The organism is Pedobacter nutrimenti (assembly GCF_003208655.1).
GTDB classification, from domain to species: Bacteria; Bacteroidota; Bacteroidia; order Sphingobacteriales; family Sphingobacteriaceae; genus Pedobacter; species Pedobacter nutrimenti.
The window spans coordinates 355985-373889 of the sequence record NZ_QKLU01000003.1 but is presented as its reverse complement, the minus strand read 5'-3'; the positions used below and the strand labels follow the sequence as shown (position 1 = coordinate 373889).

General features: G+C 39.7%; 25 protein-coding genes. 9 read left to right on the top strand and 16 right to left on the bottom strand.

Features of this window, described 5'->3' with window-relative positions:
• Positions 1 to 3: 3 nt before the first annotated feature.
• Positions 4 to 441: a luciferase domain-containing protein gene (locus tag B0O44_RS09795; protein WP_245943634.1), complete on the bottom strand. Its 438-nt coding sequence runs from the start codon at positions 439 to 441 to the stop codon at positions 4 to 6.
• Entirely contained in the window at positions 428 to 1336 is a 909-nt protein-coding gene (locus tag B0O44_RS09790) for an SRPBCC family protein (RefSeq protein ID WP_110829744.1), read from the bottom strand. Before B0O44_RS09790 ends, B0O44_RS09795 begins: the two co-directional genes overlap by 14 nt.
• Positions 1337 to 1516: 180 nt before the next feature.
• Here B0O44_RS09790 and B0O44_RS09785 point away from each other — a divergent pair, with 180 nt between their 5' ends.
• On the top strand, positions 1517 to 2197 hold the full coding sequence (locus B0O44_RS09785; RefSeq protein ID WP_110829742.1) for a hypothetical protein: 681 nt from the start codon (positions 1517 to 1519) through the stop codon (positions 2195 to 2197).
• A 75-nt stretch (positions 2198 to 2272) separates the two neighbouring features.
• On the opposite strand, the gene B0O44_RS09780 is transcribed toward B0O44_RS09785, so the two are convergent.
• The 6 genes from B0O44_RS09780 to B0O44_RS09755 all read right to left on the bottom strand — a co-directional run bounded on the left by B0O44_RS09780 (position 2273) and on the right by B0O44_RS09755 (position 6283).
• Positions 2273 to 3451 carry a metallophosphoesterase family protein gene (locus tag B0O44_RS09780; RefSeq protein ID WP_110829740.1) on the bottom strand — a complete coding sequence of 393 codons (1179 nt, stop codon included), beginning with the start codon at positions 3449 to 3451 and terminating at the stop codon, positions 2273 to 2275.
• Between the two features lie 180 nt (positions 3452 to 3631).
• A complete protein-coding gene (locus tag B0O44_RS09775; protein WP_170123300.1) occupies positions 3632 to 3916 on the bottom strand; it encodes a CBS domain-containing protein in 285 nt (94 codons plus the stop codon).
• Between the two features lie 133 nt (positions 3917 to 4049).
• Entirely contained in the window at positions 4050 to 4559 is a 510-nt protein-coding gene (msrB, locus tag B0O44_RS09770; protein WP_110829736.1) for a peptide-methionine (R)-S-oxide reductase MsrB, read from the bottom strand.
• A gap of 10 nt (positions 4560 to 4569) precedes the next feature.
• Positions 4570 to 5202 carry a peptide-methionine (S)-S-oxide reductase MsrA gene (gene msrA / locus B0O44_RS09765; protein WP_110829734.1) on the bottom strand — a complete coding sequence of 211 codons (633 nt, stop codon included), beginning with the start codon at positions 5200 to 5202 and terminating at the stop codon, positions 4570 to 4572.
• A gap of 265 nt (positions 5203 to 5467) precedes the next feature.
• Positions 5468 to 5965, bottom strand: a complete 498-nt coding sequence (locus B0O44_RS09760) for an SRPBCC family protein (protein WP_110829732.1) — start codon at positions 5963 to 5965, stop codon at positions 5468 to 5470.
• Between the two features lie 12 nt (positions 5966 to 5977).
• Entirely contained in the window at positions 5978 to 6283 is a 306-nt protein-coding gene (locus B0O44_RS09755; protein ID WP_110829729.1) for an ArsR/SmtB family transcription factor, read from the bottom strand.
• Positions 6284 to 6520: 237 nt separating this feature from the next.
• On the opposite strand from B0O44_RS09755, the gene B0O44_RS09750 reads away from it, so the two are divergent.
• The 3 genes from B0O44_RS09750 to B0O44_RS09740 all read left to right on the top strand — a co-directional run bounded on the left by B0O44_RS09750 (position 6521) and on the right by B0O44_RS09740 (position 9030).
• Complete coding sequence (locus B0O44_RS09750) at positions 6521 to 7702, top strand: acyltransferase family protein (protein ID WP_110829727.1); 1182 nt, start codon at positions 6521 to 6523, stop codon at positions 7700 to 7702.
• Positions 7703 to 7729: 27 nt separating this feature from the next.
• A complete protein-coding gene (locus tag B0O44_RS09745; protein WP_110829724.1) occupies positions 7730 to 8389 on the top strand; it encodes a CatA-like O-acetyltransferase in 660 nt (219 codons plus the stop codon).
• Positions 8390 to 8562: 173 nt separating this feature from the next.
• A complete protein-coding gene (locus B0O44_RS09740) occupies positions 8563 to 9030 on the top strand; it encodes a hypothetical protein (RefSeq protein ID WP_110829722.1) in 468 nt (155 codons plus the stop codon).
• Positions 9031 to 9100: 70 nt separating this feature from the next.
• Here the strand turns inward: B0O44_RS09740 and B0O44_RS09735 are convergent, their stop codons facing one another.
• The 3 genes from B0O44_RS09735 to B0O44_RS09725 all read right to left on the bottom strand — a co-directional run bounded on the left by B0O44_RS09735 (position 9101) and on the right by B0O44_RS09725 (position 10824).
• Positions 9101 to 9703, bottom strand: a complete 603-nt coding sequence (locus B0O44_RS09735; RefSeq protein ID WP_110829719.1) for a GNAT family N-acetyltransferase — start codon at positions 9701 to 9703, stop codon at positions 9101 to 9103.
• A 112-nt stretch (positions 9704 to 9815) separates the two neighbouring features.
• A complete protein-coding gene (locus tag B0O44_RS09730; RefSeq protein WP_110829716.1) occupies positions 9816 to 10316 on the bottom strand; it encodes a hypothetical protein in 501 nt (166 codons plus the stop codon).
• Positions 10317 to 10431: 115 nt separating this feature from the next.
• Positions 10432 to 10824 carry a VOC family protein gene (locus B0O44_RS09725; protein ID WP_110829714.1) on the bottom strand — a complete coding sequence of 131 codons (393 nt, stop codon included), beginning with the start codon at positions 10822 to 10824 and terminating at the stop codon, positions 10432 to 10434.
• 78 nt (positions 10825 to 10902) lie between these two features.
• On the opposite strand from B0O44_RS09725, the gene B0O44_RS09720 reads away from it, so the two are divergent.
• Both B0O44_RS09720 and B0O44_RS09715 read left to right on the top strand, forming a co-directional pair.
• Positions 10903 to 11700 (top strand): helix-turn-helix domain-containing protein, encoded by a 798-nt coding sequence (locus B0O44_RS09720; RefSeq protein WP_110829712.1) that lies wholly within the window; start codon positions 10903 to 10905, stop codon positions 11698 to 11700.
• A 65-nt stretch (positions 11701 to 11765) separates the two neighbouring features.
• Positions 11766 to 12236 (top strand): DUF6265 family protein, encoded by a 471-nt coding sequence (locus tag B0O44_RS09715; protein WP_110829710.1) that lies wholly within the window; start codon positions 11766 to 11768, stop codon positions 12234 to 12236.
• Here the strand turns inward: B0O44_RS09715 and B0O44_RS09710 are convergent.
• The 5 genes from B0O44_RS09710 to B0O44_RS09690 all read right to left on the bottom strand — a co-directional run bounded on the left by B0O44_RS09710 (position 12209) and on the right by B0O44_RS09690 (position 16201).
• Positions 12209 to 12847 (bottom strand): DNA-3-methyladenine glycosylase family protein, encoded by a 639-nt coding sequence (locus B0O44_RS09710; protein WP_110829709.1) that lies wholly within the window; start codon positions 12845 to 12847, stop codon positions 12209 to 12211. The two genes, B0O44_RS09715 and B0O44_RS09710, sit on opposite strands and share 28 nt — an antisense overlap.
• A complete protein-coding gene (locus B0O44_RS09705) occupies positions 12832 to 13350 on the bottom strand; it encodes a GNAT family N-acetyltransferase (RefSeq protein ID WP_110829707.1) in 519 nt (172 codons plus the stop codon). The genes B0O44_RS09710 and B0O44_RS09705 overlap by 16 nt, the downstream gene beginning before the upstream one ends.
• 52 nt (positions 13351 to 13402) lie before the next feature.
• On the bottom strand, positions 13403 to 14578 hold the full coding sequence (locus B0O44_RS09700; RefSeq protein ID WP_110829705.1) for an MFS transporter: 1176 nt from the start codon (positions 14576 to 14578) through the stop codon (positions 13403 to 13405).
• Positions 14579 to 14700: 122 nt separating this feature from the next.
• Positions 14701 to 15033, bottom strand: a complete 333-nt coding sequence (locus B0O44_RS09695) for a DMT family transporter (protein WP_110829703.1) — start codon at positions 15031 to 15033, stop codon at positions 14701 to 14703.
• An 88-nt stretch (positions 15034 to 15121) separates the two neighbouring features.
• Positions 15122 to 16201 (bottom strand): PepSY-associated TM helix domain-containing protein, encoded by a 1080-nt coding sequence (locus tag B0O44_RS09690; protein WP_110829702.1) that lies wholly within the window; start codon positions 16199 to 16201, stop codon positions 15122 to 15124.
• Between the two features lie 226 nt (positions 16202 to 16427).
• Between B0O44_RS09690 and B0O44_RS09685 the strand changes: the two genes are divergently transcribed.
• From B0O44_RS09685 to B0O44_RS09675, 3 genes are all read left to right on the top strand, one after another.
• Complete coding sequence (locus B0O44_RS09685) at positions 16428 to 16760, top strand: ArsR/SmtB family transcription factor (RefSeq protein WP_110829699.1); 333 nt, start codon at positions 16428 to 16430, stop codon at positions 16758 to 16760.
• Positions 16750 to 17226 (top strand): SRPBCC family protein, encoded by a 477-nt coding sequence (locus B0O44_RS09680; protein WP_245943633.1) that lies wholly within the window; start codon positions 16750 to 16752, stop codon positions 17224 to 17226. Before B0O44_RS09685 ends, B0O44_RS09680 begins: the two co-directional genes overlap by 11 nt.
• 173 nt (positions 17227 to 17399) lie before the next feature.
• Positions 17400 to 17741 (top strand): carboxypeptidase-like regulatory domain-containing protein, encoded by a 342-nt coding sequence (locus B0O44_RS09675; protein ID WP_146229798.1) that lies wholly within the window; start codon positions 17400 to 17402, stop codon positions 17739 to 17741.
• The last annotated feature ends 164 nt before the right edge of the window (positions 17742 to 17905 follow it).

Here is a 17905-nt window from a genome sequence, read left to right as displayed (position 1 = left end):
ATTTTAATCCTTAGACCGTAACCTCCAGTAAGCCATTTCAAGCAATTCTTTGGCGTAATTTTTATCTTCCTGTTTTTTAATGTAAAAACTGATCCAACCTGAATCTGTAAAAATGTGATGAGGCTCAATCCTCCCCTGCTTGATTAACGCAGCTTTTATTCTTTTGCTGTATAAAACATCCAGCAATCCGTTGCTGTGTAAATGCCCAATTTCTTTTCCATAGGCATTAAACTGTACCCCTCCGTACTGGTGTAAGCCCGTACTGGTACCCTGCCAGGTTAATATTTCTTCCTCCAGTTCATCCATCCAGTCCAACAGACCTGCATTTGTCCATAAAGTTTGTAATTTTAACATACTGTCAAATACCAGGGGAAGCAGGGGTACTGCCTTTAAAAAACCCAGGTACCTGAGTACAAAAGAAAATAAGCTATTTGTTTTCACTAAGTTGTTTAATATGTTCCATTACTCTTAAATGAACATTTCTGGTGATGCTTTCGGCCCAAAGATCATAATACCATAAAGGAAACACATGCAGTTTATACCAGCTGTTACCGGTTAAAGTGGTTGTTCCGTTCCCATTATCTTTCAGCAGAAACTGCCCTTGTTGTATATCTATATGGCCCATAATCTCCGGATCAAGGGGTTGTCCGGTGATCCGGAACGTCAAATCTTCATTTGGTTTATAAGTTACTATTTTTTCATCAAAAGTGTAGCCGTTACTAAAAATGCATTTACGGCCTGCTCCCTGGTGGTACCCTTCAACAGTGGTCTGCATTGGGCTTGGCATTCCTACCCGAAACAACCAGAACTGATCCTTTTGCTTTATCTTTTCAAAAGCAACAACATTTTTCCATATTTTTTCCGGACTGGCTTTGACAATAATTTCATCCGAAACCATATTCACATGATCGTGACTGGACAATGAATCTGCAATAAAAACAACAAAAAGCAGGGATATGATGCTGACATTTAATTTTTGATTGTTCTTTTTGAACATCCTATGCCCCAGGAATGCACCGGTAATGATAAAAGTTAAAATAAGCGGGGATACAATGATCAGACAAATGACCCCCTCTCTTAAAAAAACAGCACTAAAAAGAATTGCAAGTGCTCCATTCAAAATGGAATTACCGAGTAAAGTCCTGCTCTTAAAATCCAGATTTCTCCAAAACCAGGAAGCGATAATCCCCATCATCAATGGGATAATAACAAATATGGAAAATATCAGCGTGTTGCTGCCTTGTAATGCGGTGTATTTTAGAATACCTATGAGCAGGAAAGCAAAAAGATTGGCTGCTGCAAAACCTTTAAATAAATCGGATTTATAAAATTTCATTTCCTATGGTCTTTAACTGGTTAACGGATATACAGCCACCCTTTAACGACATCTGGCTGATGGACCAAAAGTAATTAATATTTTAAACTTTCAAAAGTTATTGAAAGTTTAAAATAAAAATACCATTTCTCTTTCAAACAATTTAAAATGCCCTGCTGTTAATAAACATAAAAATCAGGCATGACCCTATTGACCACTCCTGCTGATGGCGGTTCAGTTTATACCGAAACCAATTTAAATCATTTTTTCCCTGAACCTTTAAATACCATCACCAGCTGTTTTTTTCTGGGTATCGCTTTATACTGGACTTTCAGGTTAAGAAATAAACATCAACAGCACCTTTACCTGAGCTTCGCTTTATTGCTCTTGTACATTGGTGGAATCGGAGGAACCCTGTACCATGGTTTAAGAAGATGGCATTTTTTTATTATGATGGACTGGGTACCTATTATGCTGCTGTGTTTATCTGCAGGTGTTTATTTTCTGAGCAAGCTGATGAAGTGGTATTATGCAATGCTTGCATTGGTACTTTACCTGGGTATCCAGTTTTGGCTCAGAACAGTAATTTCAAAACAGGACATACAACTACTGATCAATATCAATTACGCCATGATGGCGACACTAGTACTTTTACCTGTTCTGGCTTATCTTATACACAGCAACTGGAAACATGGAAAATGGGTTGGCATTGCCCTGGTTTCCTTTATCTGCGCCCTGACTTTTCGCATTGCAGATCAGTGGCACTGGCTGGATTCGGGTACACATTTTTTGTGGCACAGCTTCGGTGCAATTGCTTCTTTTTGCATGTTCAATTACATTTTCCTGGTCAATCAGCAGCCCTTGGTGGTCCCTAAAAAATAAAGAACCTCTCTGAAAAGTTATATTTAATAACTTTTCAGAGAGGTTCTTTTGCGCTGATGGTGATCAGTTAAGCTATTATTTTAGTTTAATGGTTACAGAACTCCCCCATTTAATTGCTTCGGCCGCATTAGCAGGATTGGAATTCCAGAAACATTCCCGGATGGTCATTTGCATCGTTTTTGGATCCAATACCCCAAACTGGAAAGTCAGCTTTGTTTCATCTGTAGCAGAAACCAGTCCTTTCATCGGGGAATCTGCGCTTACTGCGCTCAGGGCTACATCATTATCCGGACCATTCCAGGTATAAAATTTACTCTCATGCACATGCCCATGCAGATAAGCTTTAATGTTAGGGTGTTGCTTTAAAAAAGAGGCAAAAGCTTTCTGCTCAATCAGGGCTGTTGCTGTAACCAATTTTCCGTCCTTAAAATGCTCATCGAGTACATTGTCAAATTTATCGGTCGGGTTAATTGAGAATGTTCCGTTTGGATTCGTAAAATGATTGGAAACCACTGCAGGCTGATCGTGTGCAACCAGAATAACCGGTGTGCTGTTTGCTACGCTTTGCAGGTCTTTATTTAACCAGGTGCGAACCGCAGAATCAGGCCACATTTGGATAAAACAAAAATGAACACCTCCAATTTCTTTTGAATAGTTGATCCGGTCCGTTGCGTAATTAAAGGTCGCTGCTGTTTTGGCTACAGGGGCTTTTAACATCAGGTTATAGATATTAGCCATAGAGCTGGCATCTGTCAGAGGTGACATGGTATTGTAAAAACCAATGGAATTGGAAACATCATGATTGCCGGGAACGATAAAGAGTTCCGTTTTTTCATTTTTTCTGTTTTTTAAGGTCAGGCTTTGCAGGTAATCGATTTTGAACTGTTCCCAGGATTGCGCCGCGGTTTGTACACTTGCACTGGTTTCCATCCTGTTGGCAATATCTCCGGCTTCCAGCAGGTAATCTACATAGCCTATTTTTTTTCCTGCATTTACGCCACCGTCATCGGGTAGGGTCAAATCAGATAAAGTGTTCATTTTAGCCACCATGGCTGCATTGACCACATGGGCATCCACTTTACTGTTTCCCCTGAAAGATGCCCGGGTTAAACCATAATGGGCATCGGAAGTAAAAATAAACTGAACGGGGTTCATGTCCTGCTCTGCAGGAAGTTCTTCAGTGTTTTTCTTGGTACATCCTCCCAAAAGCAATGTGGCAGCCAGTACAAGAAGGGATATGGAGTTCGTTTTCATTTGTTTGATCTCTTATTAATTGTCTTCAAAGACCAAAAGAAATGATATTTAAACAGATCCTCTAACCTGCAAAAAAGGTTAATCAAATCTTGATGCAGGCTTAACACAACATCCTGGTTTGCTGCTGCTTTTAACACTCCATTTACATCTTTGTCAATGGATTTTTTTTACCAATATTCTTTAACGCATTTGTTTCATTTTTTTTACGGCTGTGTGCAAATCAAAATTAAACTTATGAAAAAGCAGGTCGTGCTTTTTGTTCCCGGTCGTGAGAAACCAGATCAGGTCTTTAATGTACACTATACCAACGCAATGGTCATTTTTACAAACGGGCAATGATTCCAGGTCATGGTCCAGCAGGATTTCCAGTGCATTGATAACCAATTGATCGGGATGTAGTGAGAGCGTCCCTTTTAACCTGGGGGCATGAGTTCCCCCTTCTGTAATCGTGGACAAGATATTCATGATGTTGAGCTTAAATAGACCGGTAAAACTATCATCCATTTAAGCTGCTTAGAATAGAGACCAGTTGGATAGGCAAAAATCATAGACGAAAACCCCTATCCAACAGTTAAATGCAACTAACATGCTTCTTTTATCAGTCCGGCTGAAAATCGAGAGAAATGGAGTTCATACAAAACCTTTTGTGCGTAGGGGCAGGCCCATCGTCAAAAATATGTCCCAGATGCGACCCACAGCGGGCACAGAGTACTTCTGTCCGGTCCATGCCATAAGAGCTATCGGAGCGATAAATGACACTATTTTTTCGCACAGGCTCAAAAAAACTCGGCCACCCACAGGTACTGGAAAATTTGGCATCTGATTTAAAAAGCATATTGCCACATACAGCACAATAATAGGTACCCTTTGCATCCTTATTCCAGTATTGCCCTGTAAATGGCTTTTCCGTGGCCTGCTCCCTGGCAGTTGCATACAAGGCCGGCGAAAGAATTTTTTTCCATTCGGCATTGGACACATTGAGTTTACGGGTATCGGTATTGGAGTAGTAAGGATTATGTTCATGACCACCCACCGATTTGAGGTGCTGTCCGTAGGCAACAGAAAAAGAGCACCATACGATTGCAGATATCAAAAAAAGTGTTTTCATTGGATCAGTTTTAATTTTTCAGTTTGTCTTTAAAAACCTTTTTGAACTTTTCAAGTTCAGGCTGGATGACATATTTACAATAAGGGACATCCCCGTTCCGGCTAAAATAGTCCTGGTGATAATCTTCAGCCTTATAAAAAACCGTAAAAGGTTTCACTTCAGTCACAATATTCTGTTTATAGGCCTTTTCTGCATTTAGCTTTTTGATGTAATATTCCGCTTTTTGCTTTTGTTCCGGATTATGATAAAAAATGGCAGAACGATATTGCGTCCCCACATCATTGCCCTGACGGTTCAACTGGGTAGGGTCATGTGCAACAAAAAAAGCTTTTAACAATTCATCAAAAGAAATCTTTTTAGGATCGTAAATGATGTTGCATGCTTCCGCATGGCCTGTGGTCCCTGTGCAGACCTGCCTGTAACTTGGGTGGGCAACATGCCCCCCCGTAAAACCAGAAACGACTTTTTCTACACCTTTTAACTGCTTAAACTTGGCTTCAGTACACCAGAAACAACCTGTGGCCAGGGTTGCAGTATCCAAACGGGAAACAGGTTTCAGCGTTTTCGGGCTCTTTGGGGCAGAAGCAAACACAGAAACCGTGCTGAACAGAACAAGAAAGAGATTGCAAATTAACTTTTTCATGAGTTTTTATATTGATGATGTTTGTTGTTATGTACGTAAACAAGTTCGCAAAGGTATTGTTAGGACACAGATTTGATTTCCTGCTGACAAAAGCCAACCCTATTTCAGCCTTACGCTCCGGGTTTACCTCTTCTTAGTCGGGATTGGTTCAATTCCTTACAGATTATTTTATGATTTAACCAGGTTCCGTTTCCAGCATTTTTACATCATAAAAAAAGGGTCCAAATGTTTTACCAGATGAACCCTTTTCAATTTGAGGTTAATGCTAATGACCTGATTCCAGGTATTCATCGAGATTAACCAGCCCGGCGGTAAAACCTTCCTGGAAACCCATGGCTATGATCGTTTCCATATCGGCCAGTTGATCAAAACTAATATTTACTGTCACAGTAGTCGTCCCTGTACCCTCCTGAAATTCATTGTTCCAGTGCGTGGCCGGAAAGTCAGTGTTAGCGACGCCTTGCTCGTCACTGAATCCAGTGGTACAGCTGAAATTCGTTGGGGCCTCTATTTTATGAAAAGTCACTTTACACCAGGTCCGCTCTCCCTGTGGTCCGACCATACAGTACAACCAATATCCTCCTGCACGGAAATCCATACTTTTTGTTTCGGCTTTATAGGGTTTTGGTGCCCACCATTTGTCCAGTTTTTCACTTTCTGTCCAGGCGCTCCATACTTTTTTCAAGGGCGCATCAAATGTTCTTACAACAGTTAGTTTTTTGTTCTCCAGGTCTTTTGAAAAGACAGCTTCTCTTTTTGTCATGATGTTTATGTTTTAAGGTTCTTTTAGTAAGTCATCCAACTGGTCAAAACGGCTCTCCCAGTGTTCGCGGAACTGCTGCATCCAGCTGTCCACTTCTTTCATCTTTACAGCATTGAAATAGTAGTAAATCTCCCGGCCGGTCTGCTGCTGATTGACCAGCTGGCATTCGGTTAGAATTTTAATGTGTTTGGAAATGGCCTGTCTGCTGCTGTCAAAATGTTCAGCTATGGCATTGGGTGTCATGGCCTGAAGGGCAATTAGACTTAAAATCGCCCTGCGTGTGGGATCTGCAATGGCTTGAAATACATCTCTTCTCATATAAATTAAATTAGCAACCGATCAGTTGCAAATATATACGCAACCGATCAGTTTCGCAAATTATTTTTAAAATTTAATAGAAGAGCTGCCTGGACAGTTCAATTATTGCTTTTTTAAAGCAACCTTCTTGCTGAGGGTGACGTCTAGTAGCAAATGCCAAAGACCTGCTGCGATCGGTTAAAATTGTTTTCCCATCTCTTCAACGGTCAGTGCAATATCTCTATATTTATAAAAACAATGAGTTTAGAAAAAGATTCACGCCTCTACTGGATAGATAATTTGCGCAGCTTTATTACTGTTCTGGTTGTTGCACACCATTCTTCACTGGCCTATACGACCTTTGCCAGTTTTAACAAAAAAGCCTATGCTTCCTCAACCCATCCTATAGTAGATCCTGCCCGGTGGATAGGAATGGATCTTTTTGAAGATTTCAACGATATTTTTTTTATGTCACTGATGTTTCTGATCAGTGGTGTTTTTGTTATAAGCAGTCTGAACAAAAAAGGGATTAGCATATTTATTTCCGAACGGTTTAAGCGTCTTTTTATTCCTTTTCTTGCAGGAGTAATTCTATTAATGCCTATTGCCTATTCTTCTTCTTATTTACTTGCTCATGGACAATTCAGTTTAGGCCCATTTCTAATAGACTTTTTCAAGACACAAGCCTGGCCTGTAGGGCCACCCTGGTTTATATGGGTTTTATTTCTGTTTAACCTCCTGGTAGCAATGACTTACCCCTATTTAAAAAAGCCATTGCAAAAAACCGGGGTATTCTTTGTGTCTCTAAACAATAAACCTTTTAAACTATTGCTGATCTGGTACCTGATTACCTGGATGGCCTATATTCCTATATTAATGGCAACAAGTCCGGGTCAATGGACGGGCATTGGCCCTTTTGATTTCCAATTGAGCCGCATCCTTTTGTATGTAAGTTATTTTTTGCTGGGGTCAATTTTGGGGGCTGTTCCTTTAAATTCAGGCTTGTTCTCCTCACAGAGCCTGTTCGTGAAAAAATGGTATGTCTGGGTACTGGCTTGTGGCCTTGCATATAGCCTGTTGAAATTAAGCGAAGTTCCATTAACAAATTGGTATGAAACAAAGCAAATCGCTTTGTTACCAGCTACTCTTATTTACCGTTCCCTGTGGGTATTGTCCTGCACCTTGAGTTGCATTGCTTTTTTGACTTTATTTAAAAAGGCATTTAATCTTGTAAGCCCTTTATCTAAAAGCCTTTCTGCAAATGCATACGGCATTTATCTGGTCCATTTTATCTTTGTACTGTGGATCCAGTTTTTTTTGCTCCAAACAGGACTCCCCGCTGGTCAGAAATTTTTCATTACGTTTATACTTTCTCTTTTACTAAGTTACGGACTGGTCCTGGTGCTTAGAAAAAACAATAGGATTGACCGTTTCCTATAAGAGCTGGATTTCCATAAATTTGTTTTTATGGAAGCGATATTTAAGCCCGTTGATCCGGATTGGAGCAGGAAGCCCTATTTTGATTATTTTTATTACACCATTAAAACCAAATACAACATCACTCACCAGATTGATATTACCTGTTTACTGGAAGAGCTGAGGCTTAGAAAATTGAAGTTCTATCCCAGTTTTTTGTATGTGATCTTAAGGGTTGTGAATCAAAATGAGGCCTTCCGTATGGCCTTTAATGAGCAGGGACAACTTGGGCAATGGAATTATGTACTTCCTTCCTATACCATTTTTCATCAAGACGATCAGACATTCTCTGACATCTGGAGCGATTATCATGAGGAATTCCATAAGTTCTACGAATCCCTTCTGAGCGATATGGTCAAATATAAAGATGTTAAGGGGATCAAGGCCAAAGCCAACCGTCCACCGAATTTCTGTCCTGTTTCTGCCCTGCCCTGGTTAAGTTTCAGCAGCTTTAGCCAGGATACCTACAGCGAATCCTCCCTATTGTATCCAATCATCCGCTTCGGTAAATTTTATGAGCAAAATGGAAAAATGTTTATTCCTTTTTCTGTCTTTGTGAACCACGCTGTTGCCGATGGTTACCATACTTCAAAATTGATAAATGAAGTACAGAATTTTGCAAAAGATGTAAAAAACTGGATTGGCCTCTAAAGCTCCTTTCTTCAGATCGCCCCGTCTATTAATCTAATCATTTTTGATTTTTCTTTTATTTGCCCGATAAAATGAAAACAGCTTTAAATGAAAATTAAGATAATTTTTAAACCTATTCTGAATATCTGGTCTAATCTTTGTTTACAGCTGGTCAAACAAAAAAAATTTACATTATGAACACAAAGAAACTTTTAATGATTGGATTGGTTGGGGTGATATGTATGTGCTTTACAGTGAAAACATACGCACAATCAGCAAAAGTAACCCTCTCACCAGAATTATTGATTCCTTTTAGTAAAGCCTACAATGTGGGTATTGGAGGTATTTTAGAAGCGGAGTGGCCTGTAGAGAAGAAATTAGGTGTTTCTCTTGCGACCGGAGTGGAGACTTTATTCCCTAAATACGACTGGCAGAGTAATTATACTTTTTTACCCTTAAAAGGAGGCGTTAAGTATTTTATTGATCCTAAAGTTTTCGTGAACTTTAATATGGGTGCCGCGATTGGATTTAATGGTTATGGAACCCATTTTTTAGTTGGTGGTGGATTAGGTTATAAATTCAACAACCGGATTGATGCGGGTTTCAGGGTTGAAGATGCAGGAACTTCTTATGCGGCTTTAAGAGTAGGTTTCAGGTTATAAACTTACTAATGTTATAAAAAAGCCCGCAGGAAAATTGTTCTGCGGGCTTTTTATTTTACCAGCTAGCCTTTTACCGGTTCTGATTATTGCTCATCTTAAACTCAAGAGACTTTTTTACAGCAGGCCATTCTTCCCTTGTAATGGAAAAAACGACAGTATCCCTTAAAATTCCGTTCGGGTCAATCTGATGGTTCCTCAACACGCCATCCTGCCGGGCCCCTAACCTTGCAATTGCATTTCTGGATGCCTGATTGTGCCAGTTGGTCCTGAATTCTACGGCAATACAACCCAGCGTCTCAAATGCATGACCGAGCAGCAAATATTTACATTCTGTATTGACCCCTGTCCTTTGAACACTTTTAGCATACCAGGTATAACCGATTTCAAGCCTTCTGTGTGCTGTAATAACATTACAAAAACGGGTACTGCCCAAGACCTTTTTTGTTTTCTGATCTACCACAATGAATGGTAAGGATTTGCCCTCTGTTTTTTCCACCAGGGCAGTTTCGATATATTGATCTATCGTTTTTTCTGAGGGGACAGAAGTAAACCAAAGGTTCCATAAATCTCCGTCCGAAGCAGCCTGAAGCAGTTCCTCCCTATAAGTTTTCTGAAAAGGAAGCAGTGTTACCAATTCACCCTTCAGTTCTGTTTCATTTAACCAGTTGTTCATTTTCTTGATCTTAATGTCTTTAAAGACCAATATTAGGAATATAATCCCATGATCATCAAACTGGTCTACATGGTATTTTTTTTCTGGACTAACAATTCAATTCTTGAGAACCTTACTTAATCTTCTTTATGATGATCTCTTTACCCAATGCGTTCAATCTCTCAAACGTACTAAACCTAATTGTACCATCTTCAATTGACCATTTATCAATCATTTTTTCAATCCCCACGTTCACTACTGTGAATTTCAAAGATGCTTTTTGGAGAAAAAGAGTATCCTTATCCAATCTCATTGTATTGTAAAGTTCTGGAATTCCAATCAGCTTAGGTGGCAATGCAATAATAAGCACAATAGGTTCTGACCCCATCTTAAAATATACAATTAGTTCTTTTGTTCTTTTTCCAGAGAACATCTTATTATTAATAAAAAGTAAAGCATCTAAAGCTTTTCCATTTTCATTAAAAACACAGTAATTTTTTGCAGCGCTAATTTTTAAGTCAAAATCCTGACTTTTATCAGTTTCATTTTTTTTTACTGAACTACTCCAACTCAAATGAATTATTCCTAAAAGGATACCACTTAGAATTATCAGGTATTTATTTTTTATTTTCATCTTCCTATATATAATAATTTGTTTTTTTTTTACGAAAAGAAGGCAAGATGAACATACTTGTATTTTTGTATTATTTACCAAATAAAGTACTATAGTATCAACTAGCACATAATATTTATCCCATCGGACTGCAGATCTCTACCAAAAAACCATCCGGATCCCTTACATAAGCCACCTGCTGGCCCCATGGTTTTACTTTTAATTTTTCAACCGGAATTGCGCCTTCTTTAACGGCCTTGTTAAAAACAGCTTCCACCTCATTTGTAGTAAAACCGATCTCCATTCCAAAAGGTTGTCCTTCTGTTTTACTTTCTATAAAACCAGCTGACAAATTTGTCCTGGCCAACTCGGTCTTTGCAAAAGACAATGTGGTTTCACCCGAAAGCAATTCGGCATAATCCCCACCTGGTGCAATAAATTTTCTCTGGAAACCAAAAGCATTTTCATAAAAAGTAACCGTACGGCTTACATCCCGGACATATAAAATGGTATAGGCAAATTTAATCATCGCATTTTTTCTGAAGTGTTATTTAAAACCAAGTTACATAATATTCTTTTTTGACCTCCTGATTTCTTAATTTCCCTTATGAATTTCATCAGAATTGCACCTCATCCAGACCTGGAACCACTTATTGAATGTTACTGGATGATGCAAAGTGATGATCCCAGCCCACAAATAGAAAAAATTATACCTGATGGTTATACAGAACTCATTTTTAACTATGGAGCAGTGTATAAAGCAAAAATGAAAGACCACTGGGTACTGCAAACGCCAAACCTGCTGGCTGGGCAAATCAGCCGGTATTTTTACCTGGAAAATACCGGTGTTACAGCATCTATAGCCATTAAACTCAAACCTGCCGCCTTAACGCAGCTTTTTAAGCTCCAAATGGACCAGTACCTGGATCAGATTGTAGACCTGGACACCTTTCCTCATCCCTTACTTTCTGGTCTGAAGGATAACCTGTTTCCTTTTGAAAATGAGCAACAAGCCAAAATGAAGTTGGACAATTATTTTATGGGTTTGAGTAAAAATGGAACCGAAAATCCTTTACAAGAAGTATTAGATCTTGTTTTTAGCACAAATGGTATGGCTACAGTAGCCGAAATGACTAAAACTGCCGGTGTTGGGGAACGCCAGCTGGAACGGCTTTTTAAAAAATACATCGGGCTCTCCCCAAAATATTATTCCAGGATCATCCGCTTCAATTACATTTTCCAGTTGTTAAAGTCGAAAAAATGCAGCTGGACAGAAATTGTATATCAATCCGGTTATTACGATCAATCTCATTTTATACGGAATTTCAAAGCTTTTACCGGAGAAGACCCCTCCTCTTATTTTTTTGAAGAAAAAAATATGGCCAACTTTTTTCTGAATAAATAGAACAGGTCGGGTTTGTACAATACCTGATACCGCATTGTAGTTACTTTTGCTTAAAAACAAACCTTATGAACCCAACAAAATTACTTTTAGTCATTGGTACCCTATTGTTGATCAATACAGTCCATGGGCAGGAAAATCACAAACAAAAATTTAAAAAACTGGAATGGCTTATTGGTAAATGGACCCGGACCAATTCGAAACCCGGAAATTCCGGCTATGAAACCTGGGCCAAAGTATCCGATCTGAAATTTACCGGAAAAGGCGTAACCCTTAAAGGAAAAGAAACCCTTTTTGTTGAGGATATGGAATTCATTTCAAAAAGCAAGGATATCTTTTTAGTTGTACGTGTTACCCACGAGAAAGATCCTGTTTACTTTAAGCTCACCGAATTAAGTAACGATAGCTTTACCTGTGAAAACCAGGAGCATGACTTTCCAAAAAAAATCACCTACAACAGAACTGGCAATAAAGTGAAAGCCGTTATTTCAGGTGATGGAAAAAGTATGGATTACGACTTTGTCCGAAGCGATAAATAATAATGCCATAACAGCATCGTTGCAACGGTCCGGTAAGGCCCCCAACTCCGGGCAATTGCGATCAATTGTTCCTTTGTGGTATCTGCCGGCAGGCCTTTTAGTTTTTTAAAGGCGTTCACTGCCGCCAGGTCCCCTACAGGAAAGATATCGGTCCGTTGCAACACAAACATCAGGTATACATCAATGGTCCAGTTGCCAACCCCTTTTAACTGATTTAATATTTTGCGTATCTCCTCATCAGGCAACAAGGGCAAATGGTTCAGGTCAATCTTTTTATCGGCCAGAACCTGGGCCAGGTGTTTTACATAAACCGTTTTCTGACGACTGAAATAGCAGGCCCGGAGCTCTTCATCACTTAAAGCCAAAACATTTTCAGGTATGATTTCAACAATTTTCTCTTTAAGCTTGTTCAGTGCAGCGAGTGCTGAAGCTAAAGAGACCTGCTGTTCCAGGATAATATGTACCAGCGATTCAAAGGAATTTGACCTTGTCCACATGGGTGGATAACCATAATTTCGCATCACGGTGGCCAGCTCTTTGTCTCTCCATGCAAGCTCATCACAAATCTGATGAAAGCTTTCCCTGGAAAAAGTATTTATAGTTCTTTCCATCTGTTTTTACGCCTTACTGCATAAACAAGTTCATCCATATACTCCCCATTTTTATAAAGTGTTTTTTCAAAACGGCCCTCAAGCTGGAAACCGGCCTTTTCAAGAACCTTGTGGGAAGCCGTATTGCTTCCAAATGGTCTGGCAACTACCCGCTCGACCTGGTAATTTAAAAAAATATGGTCCAGCATTTTCTCGATAGCCTGACGCATCATCCCCTTTCCCCAGAAAGGTTCTGCCAGCCAATAACCTATTTCTGCATTTTTATGATGAACATCGGGAAGTACATCCATACTGATCCCTCCTATCGCTGCACCATCCAAATCAATTGCAAATATCTCGGTATGCATATTTTTTGAGGTCAATTCAATAAAAGTCAGGCCTTGTTCAACACCGTAAGGAAATGGGAACCTGTCGTTTAGATTTTTTGCTATATTCCAGTTGTTTGCATACCTGACCAAGAGATCAAGGTCTTTCATATCCCATTTTCTTAATTTAATATTCATATGTACACGGTTTAAAATCCAAGATGCAAAATTAAATTGTTATGTCTGTTTTTCACCCCGCTTTTTGCTTTCTTAAACCATAGGTTATGGCCACCATTAACAACAACCCTGCAATAAATAAAAACGCGGCATTCAGGGAAAAATGGTAAGCGATAAACCCAAGCAAAGCCGGTCCCGCAAGCTGGCCGGCATAACCCATCGTACTGATAACTGGAATAGCAATTGTTGCAGGAACATCTTTCAGCCTTCCCCCTTCACTAAAAAATACAGGAACAATATTAGCAGCCCCAATTCCCAGCAGCACAAACCCCAGTAAAGAAGCAAATACCCATGGACTAAAAACGGCCAGAAAAAGCCCAGAAGCGGCAATAATTGCACCCACTGTGACAACCGTTTTACCGGCAAGACGGGATACAATACCGTCACCAAGCAACCTCATAATGGCCATAGCAACCGAGAAACAGGCATAACCCACACCAGCCAGTTCGGGGTTTACACCTTTATTTTCGCTCAGAAAAACTGCGCTCCAGTCCAGCATGGCCCCTTCTGAGAGAAAAGAAGAAAAACACATCAGGCCCAGGAATAAAACACTGGCCTTTAACCAGGAAAAAGATTTTACATTTTGATCCTTTGCAGAAACCGAAAATTGCCTGATCAGTTCTTTTTCTTTTCGGTCATCCAGCAAAAAACGATAATTCCAAAAAACGATACCAACCAGCAAAACGGCTATACAAATGGCCGCAGTCACCGGACTCAATCCCGCTTTCATTAAAAAACCCAAACCCAATGATCCAAATAATCCCCCCACACTAAAAAGCCCATGAAGAGCGGACATAATTGGTTTATCAGAGGCATTCTGCACCTGCACTCCATGTGAATTCATCGCTACATCAACCACACCAACAGCGCTTCCGAAAATAAACAAAGCCAGTCCCATCCAAACCGGGGAACTGATCAATAAAAGTAAAGGAAGGGTCAGGGCCATGATCAAGGCAGCATACCTGATCACAATTCTGGTTCCATAACGGTGCGCAAGTATTCCGCTGACAGGCATCATAGATATGGCGCCTCCCCCCAGCAACAACAAGAGCAAGCCCAGATCGGCATTATTTAAACCCAGTCGCTCCTTGGCGTAAGGCACCATAGGTGCCCAGCTGGAAATTCCCAGACCGCAAACTAAAAATATAGATTTTGTTGCCTTTCTGGCCTTAGTGATTTGTTCCTTCATCTGTGTATTGTTTTATTTCCGGAGATATAATGCTTTAATTAAATGCAAATATATGCGTATTTGCATTTAATTGCAAAAATATACGTATTAACAAAAATCCTTTAAAACAACAGATAGCAACACTAATGAACACTTGTTTTGGAAAACAGGTTGATGACCAGTACTCCGATTAGAATCAAAGCAATGCCAAGAATGGCCGGCAAATCAAGTTTTTGTTTGTAAACCAGCAGCCCCAATATGGAAACCAGTACAATTCCCAAACCAGACCATATTGCATAGGAAATTCCAAGAGGAAGTTTGGTCAGGGTAATGCTCAGGCAATAAAAAGAAATAAGGTAGCCAATCACCACCGCAACAGAGGGCCAGAATTTTGTGAACTGACCGGATGCTTTTAACGAAGTGGTGGCAATTACTTCAAAAACAATAGCCAGTGCCAGGAAGAGATAGTTTTTCATTGTTGTAGATCATCTGTTATATGTCTACAAAATAGAACGAAATCGGCAATCTTTCTAAAAAAACAGCTGAAAAGCATAAAATTGCTTCTCAGGACTTCTTTCTTCCCTTTTTCCACCAGATCAAAAAACCTGTTATGGGCAAGGAAGCGCTGATCAAGCTCGCCAGCAGCCATATAATTTTGCTGGCAAATCCAAAAAGCTTTCCGGTATGCAAATCGTAATTCGTCGCTTCTATCAGATCTGCTGCATTGTTGTTTTTATATAGCTTTACCCTCAGCAACTGGCCACTGGCCTGGTCAAAATAAAAAGTATTCTGGTTACGTGTCCATTTATAAGGATAAATCATTCTTAAACGCAACTCCCCACCTTTGCGGACTGATAAATTTGTGGATGTTGCCCCCGGGTATTTTAAAGCAGCCGCCTGATAGATTTTAGCATATCGTTTGGCAAGGGAATCAATTACCAGGGGCTTAGGCTCCTTTTGTTTTTTTCCGTCAGACAACTTGGTCCCGGTTAAAAAAGCCGCAGCCGTTTTTACACCTTTAAAAGCAAAGTATGTTCCTGATAAAGCAATTATCAATAAAAAAATGGAAGCATAAAACCCCAGTACATTATGAAGGTCATAATTGATTCTTTTGGCCGAAGCTTTCCATTTAATCGTTAGTGATTGCTTGAGCAAACGCATTTGTCCGGGAAACCATAAAACCAGACCAGAAACGAGCATCACAATAAAAATCACCACAGCCCATCCCTGAATAAACCTGCCGGTTTCGCCCAGCAACAGGGTCCGGTGAAACTCCAGGACCGTTGTCAGCCAGTCATTTCCGGTTTTATAAGCCAGTGTACCGTTGTATGGGTTAAAAAAATATACCTTTTTCTTTTTAGAAAAAATCTGAACTGTAGCATTAGCTTCACTATCTGTAATACGGATGGAAGTAATGCCCTCTTTTGGAGCCAATTTTTCGAAATTCCTGATTATAGACTCCAGGCCGTAAAAAGGATTTTTCTCTACAGCCACATGTAAATAGTCTTTTTGATTATAATCCCTTATCTCTTCTTCAAAGACATACATACAGCCGGTAATGCTCACCACAAAAACAATAAGGCCGGTACTTAAACCCAACCACAAATGTATTTGTCTGACAATTTTTTTAAATCTCTTTCCCATTGGTATTCAGCAGCAGCCCCGGGGCCCGGCATCGATCAGGTTTATTTTGCCGCAAATATATAGTATTTAGACTGTTTTAAAATAAGAGAATACACTTAAGAGCGTCGAAAGCAAGCTGTTTAAAAGAATTTGGGCCTGCTTCACCTTCTTGCAGAAAAATATTTCAAATAATATTTGCGCAATCAAATGATTGCATTTATATTTGCAATCACATAGTTGCACAAATATGATCACAAGAAGAGATGTATTCCAGGCCATAGCTGATCCGGTAAGACGGGACATTATTTTAAAAATTGCTGCTGAGCCTTTAAACCTAAACAGTGTTGCAGAAAGTTTTGACATCAGCAGACAGGCGGTTTCAAAACACATGCAAATTCTCACCGAATGCGGGCTGGTTGAAATTACCCAAAAAGGACGCGAACGTTATTGCCAGGCTAAAATGGAAAAACTGGATGAGGTCTCCGACTGGGTTGCACAATCCAAACAACTATGGATAAACCGTTTTGAAAAATTAGACCAGTATTTAACCGAAATTAAAACCAATAACAATGACAAGTAAAGAACTATCTATTAGTCACCTGTTTGACGCTCCGCTGGAACTGGTGTTCCAAGCCTGGACAGATCCTGAACATTTAAAAAAATGGTACGCACCCCAGGGCTGCGAGATCGAATTTAAATCGATAGATGTCAGTGAAAACGGGACTTTCCATTCCTGTGTTCATGACCCTGTCCATGGCCCCTGCTGGATCAAAGGCAAGTACACAGAAATAAAACCTAATGAAAAATTGGTTTTCCTGATGGTCCTGTCCAATGAAAAGGGAGAAAACGTAACGGCAGATGTTGCCGGAAAATCTCAGGACTGGCCACAAGCGATTGTCACCGCCGTTACTTTTAGCCCTGTTGGTCAACAAACCAAAGTGCAGCTGCACCAGACCGTTGCGGAAGCAGAAGCTAAAAAAACCGGTGCGTATCAAAGCTGGTTCAGCATGTTTGACCGCCTGCAAGATCTGTTGCAAGTCGCTTAAAGCAATACCCAAAGTGCCGAATATTGAGCAAATGAATCCATTTGTTCAATATTCGTTTTATTTTTACTGCTTTTGCTTTGCAAGTATTACTTTCCTGGTAAATCTGCTTTGTTAAAACTGCTTTTTACCAGGGCAGGGATTGAGAATGGCAGCATTTTTGTCTGGTAAAAATGATGTCATGGAGAAACACTTTTTTCTGTATAGTATTTTTAACGGGTTGTTCAGAAGCTCCTGAATTTTACCATGGATATGTTTATGACCAGAAAACTCAAAAACCTCTGGCAAACATTCAGGTTAAAGAAGATTATCCTTCAAATGCGAAATCGGCCTATACAGATACAAAAGGTTATTTTAAAATAAAAAAAGATCCTCAGTCCATTACTGATCTCATTTTTTCTTCCCCGGATTACGGACCTGATACCCTGTTAACCGTATGGTCTCAGCACGGGGAAAGTATAGGTTATGTCTTCGTAAACACCAAACCTGATACCGCCTTTCTTACACCTAAAAAATAAGCAAAGGTAAATCAGCAGACTTTGTCTTCTATAGGTCTGTATTCCTGCAGAATAAGAGGATAAGCTTCATTAAAAAACAACATAAACTTAACTCCATTTTTTTTATATTTGAGTATACGGCTGTCCTATAGGTAACCTTGACACCCAATACGCTCCTACTCCTT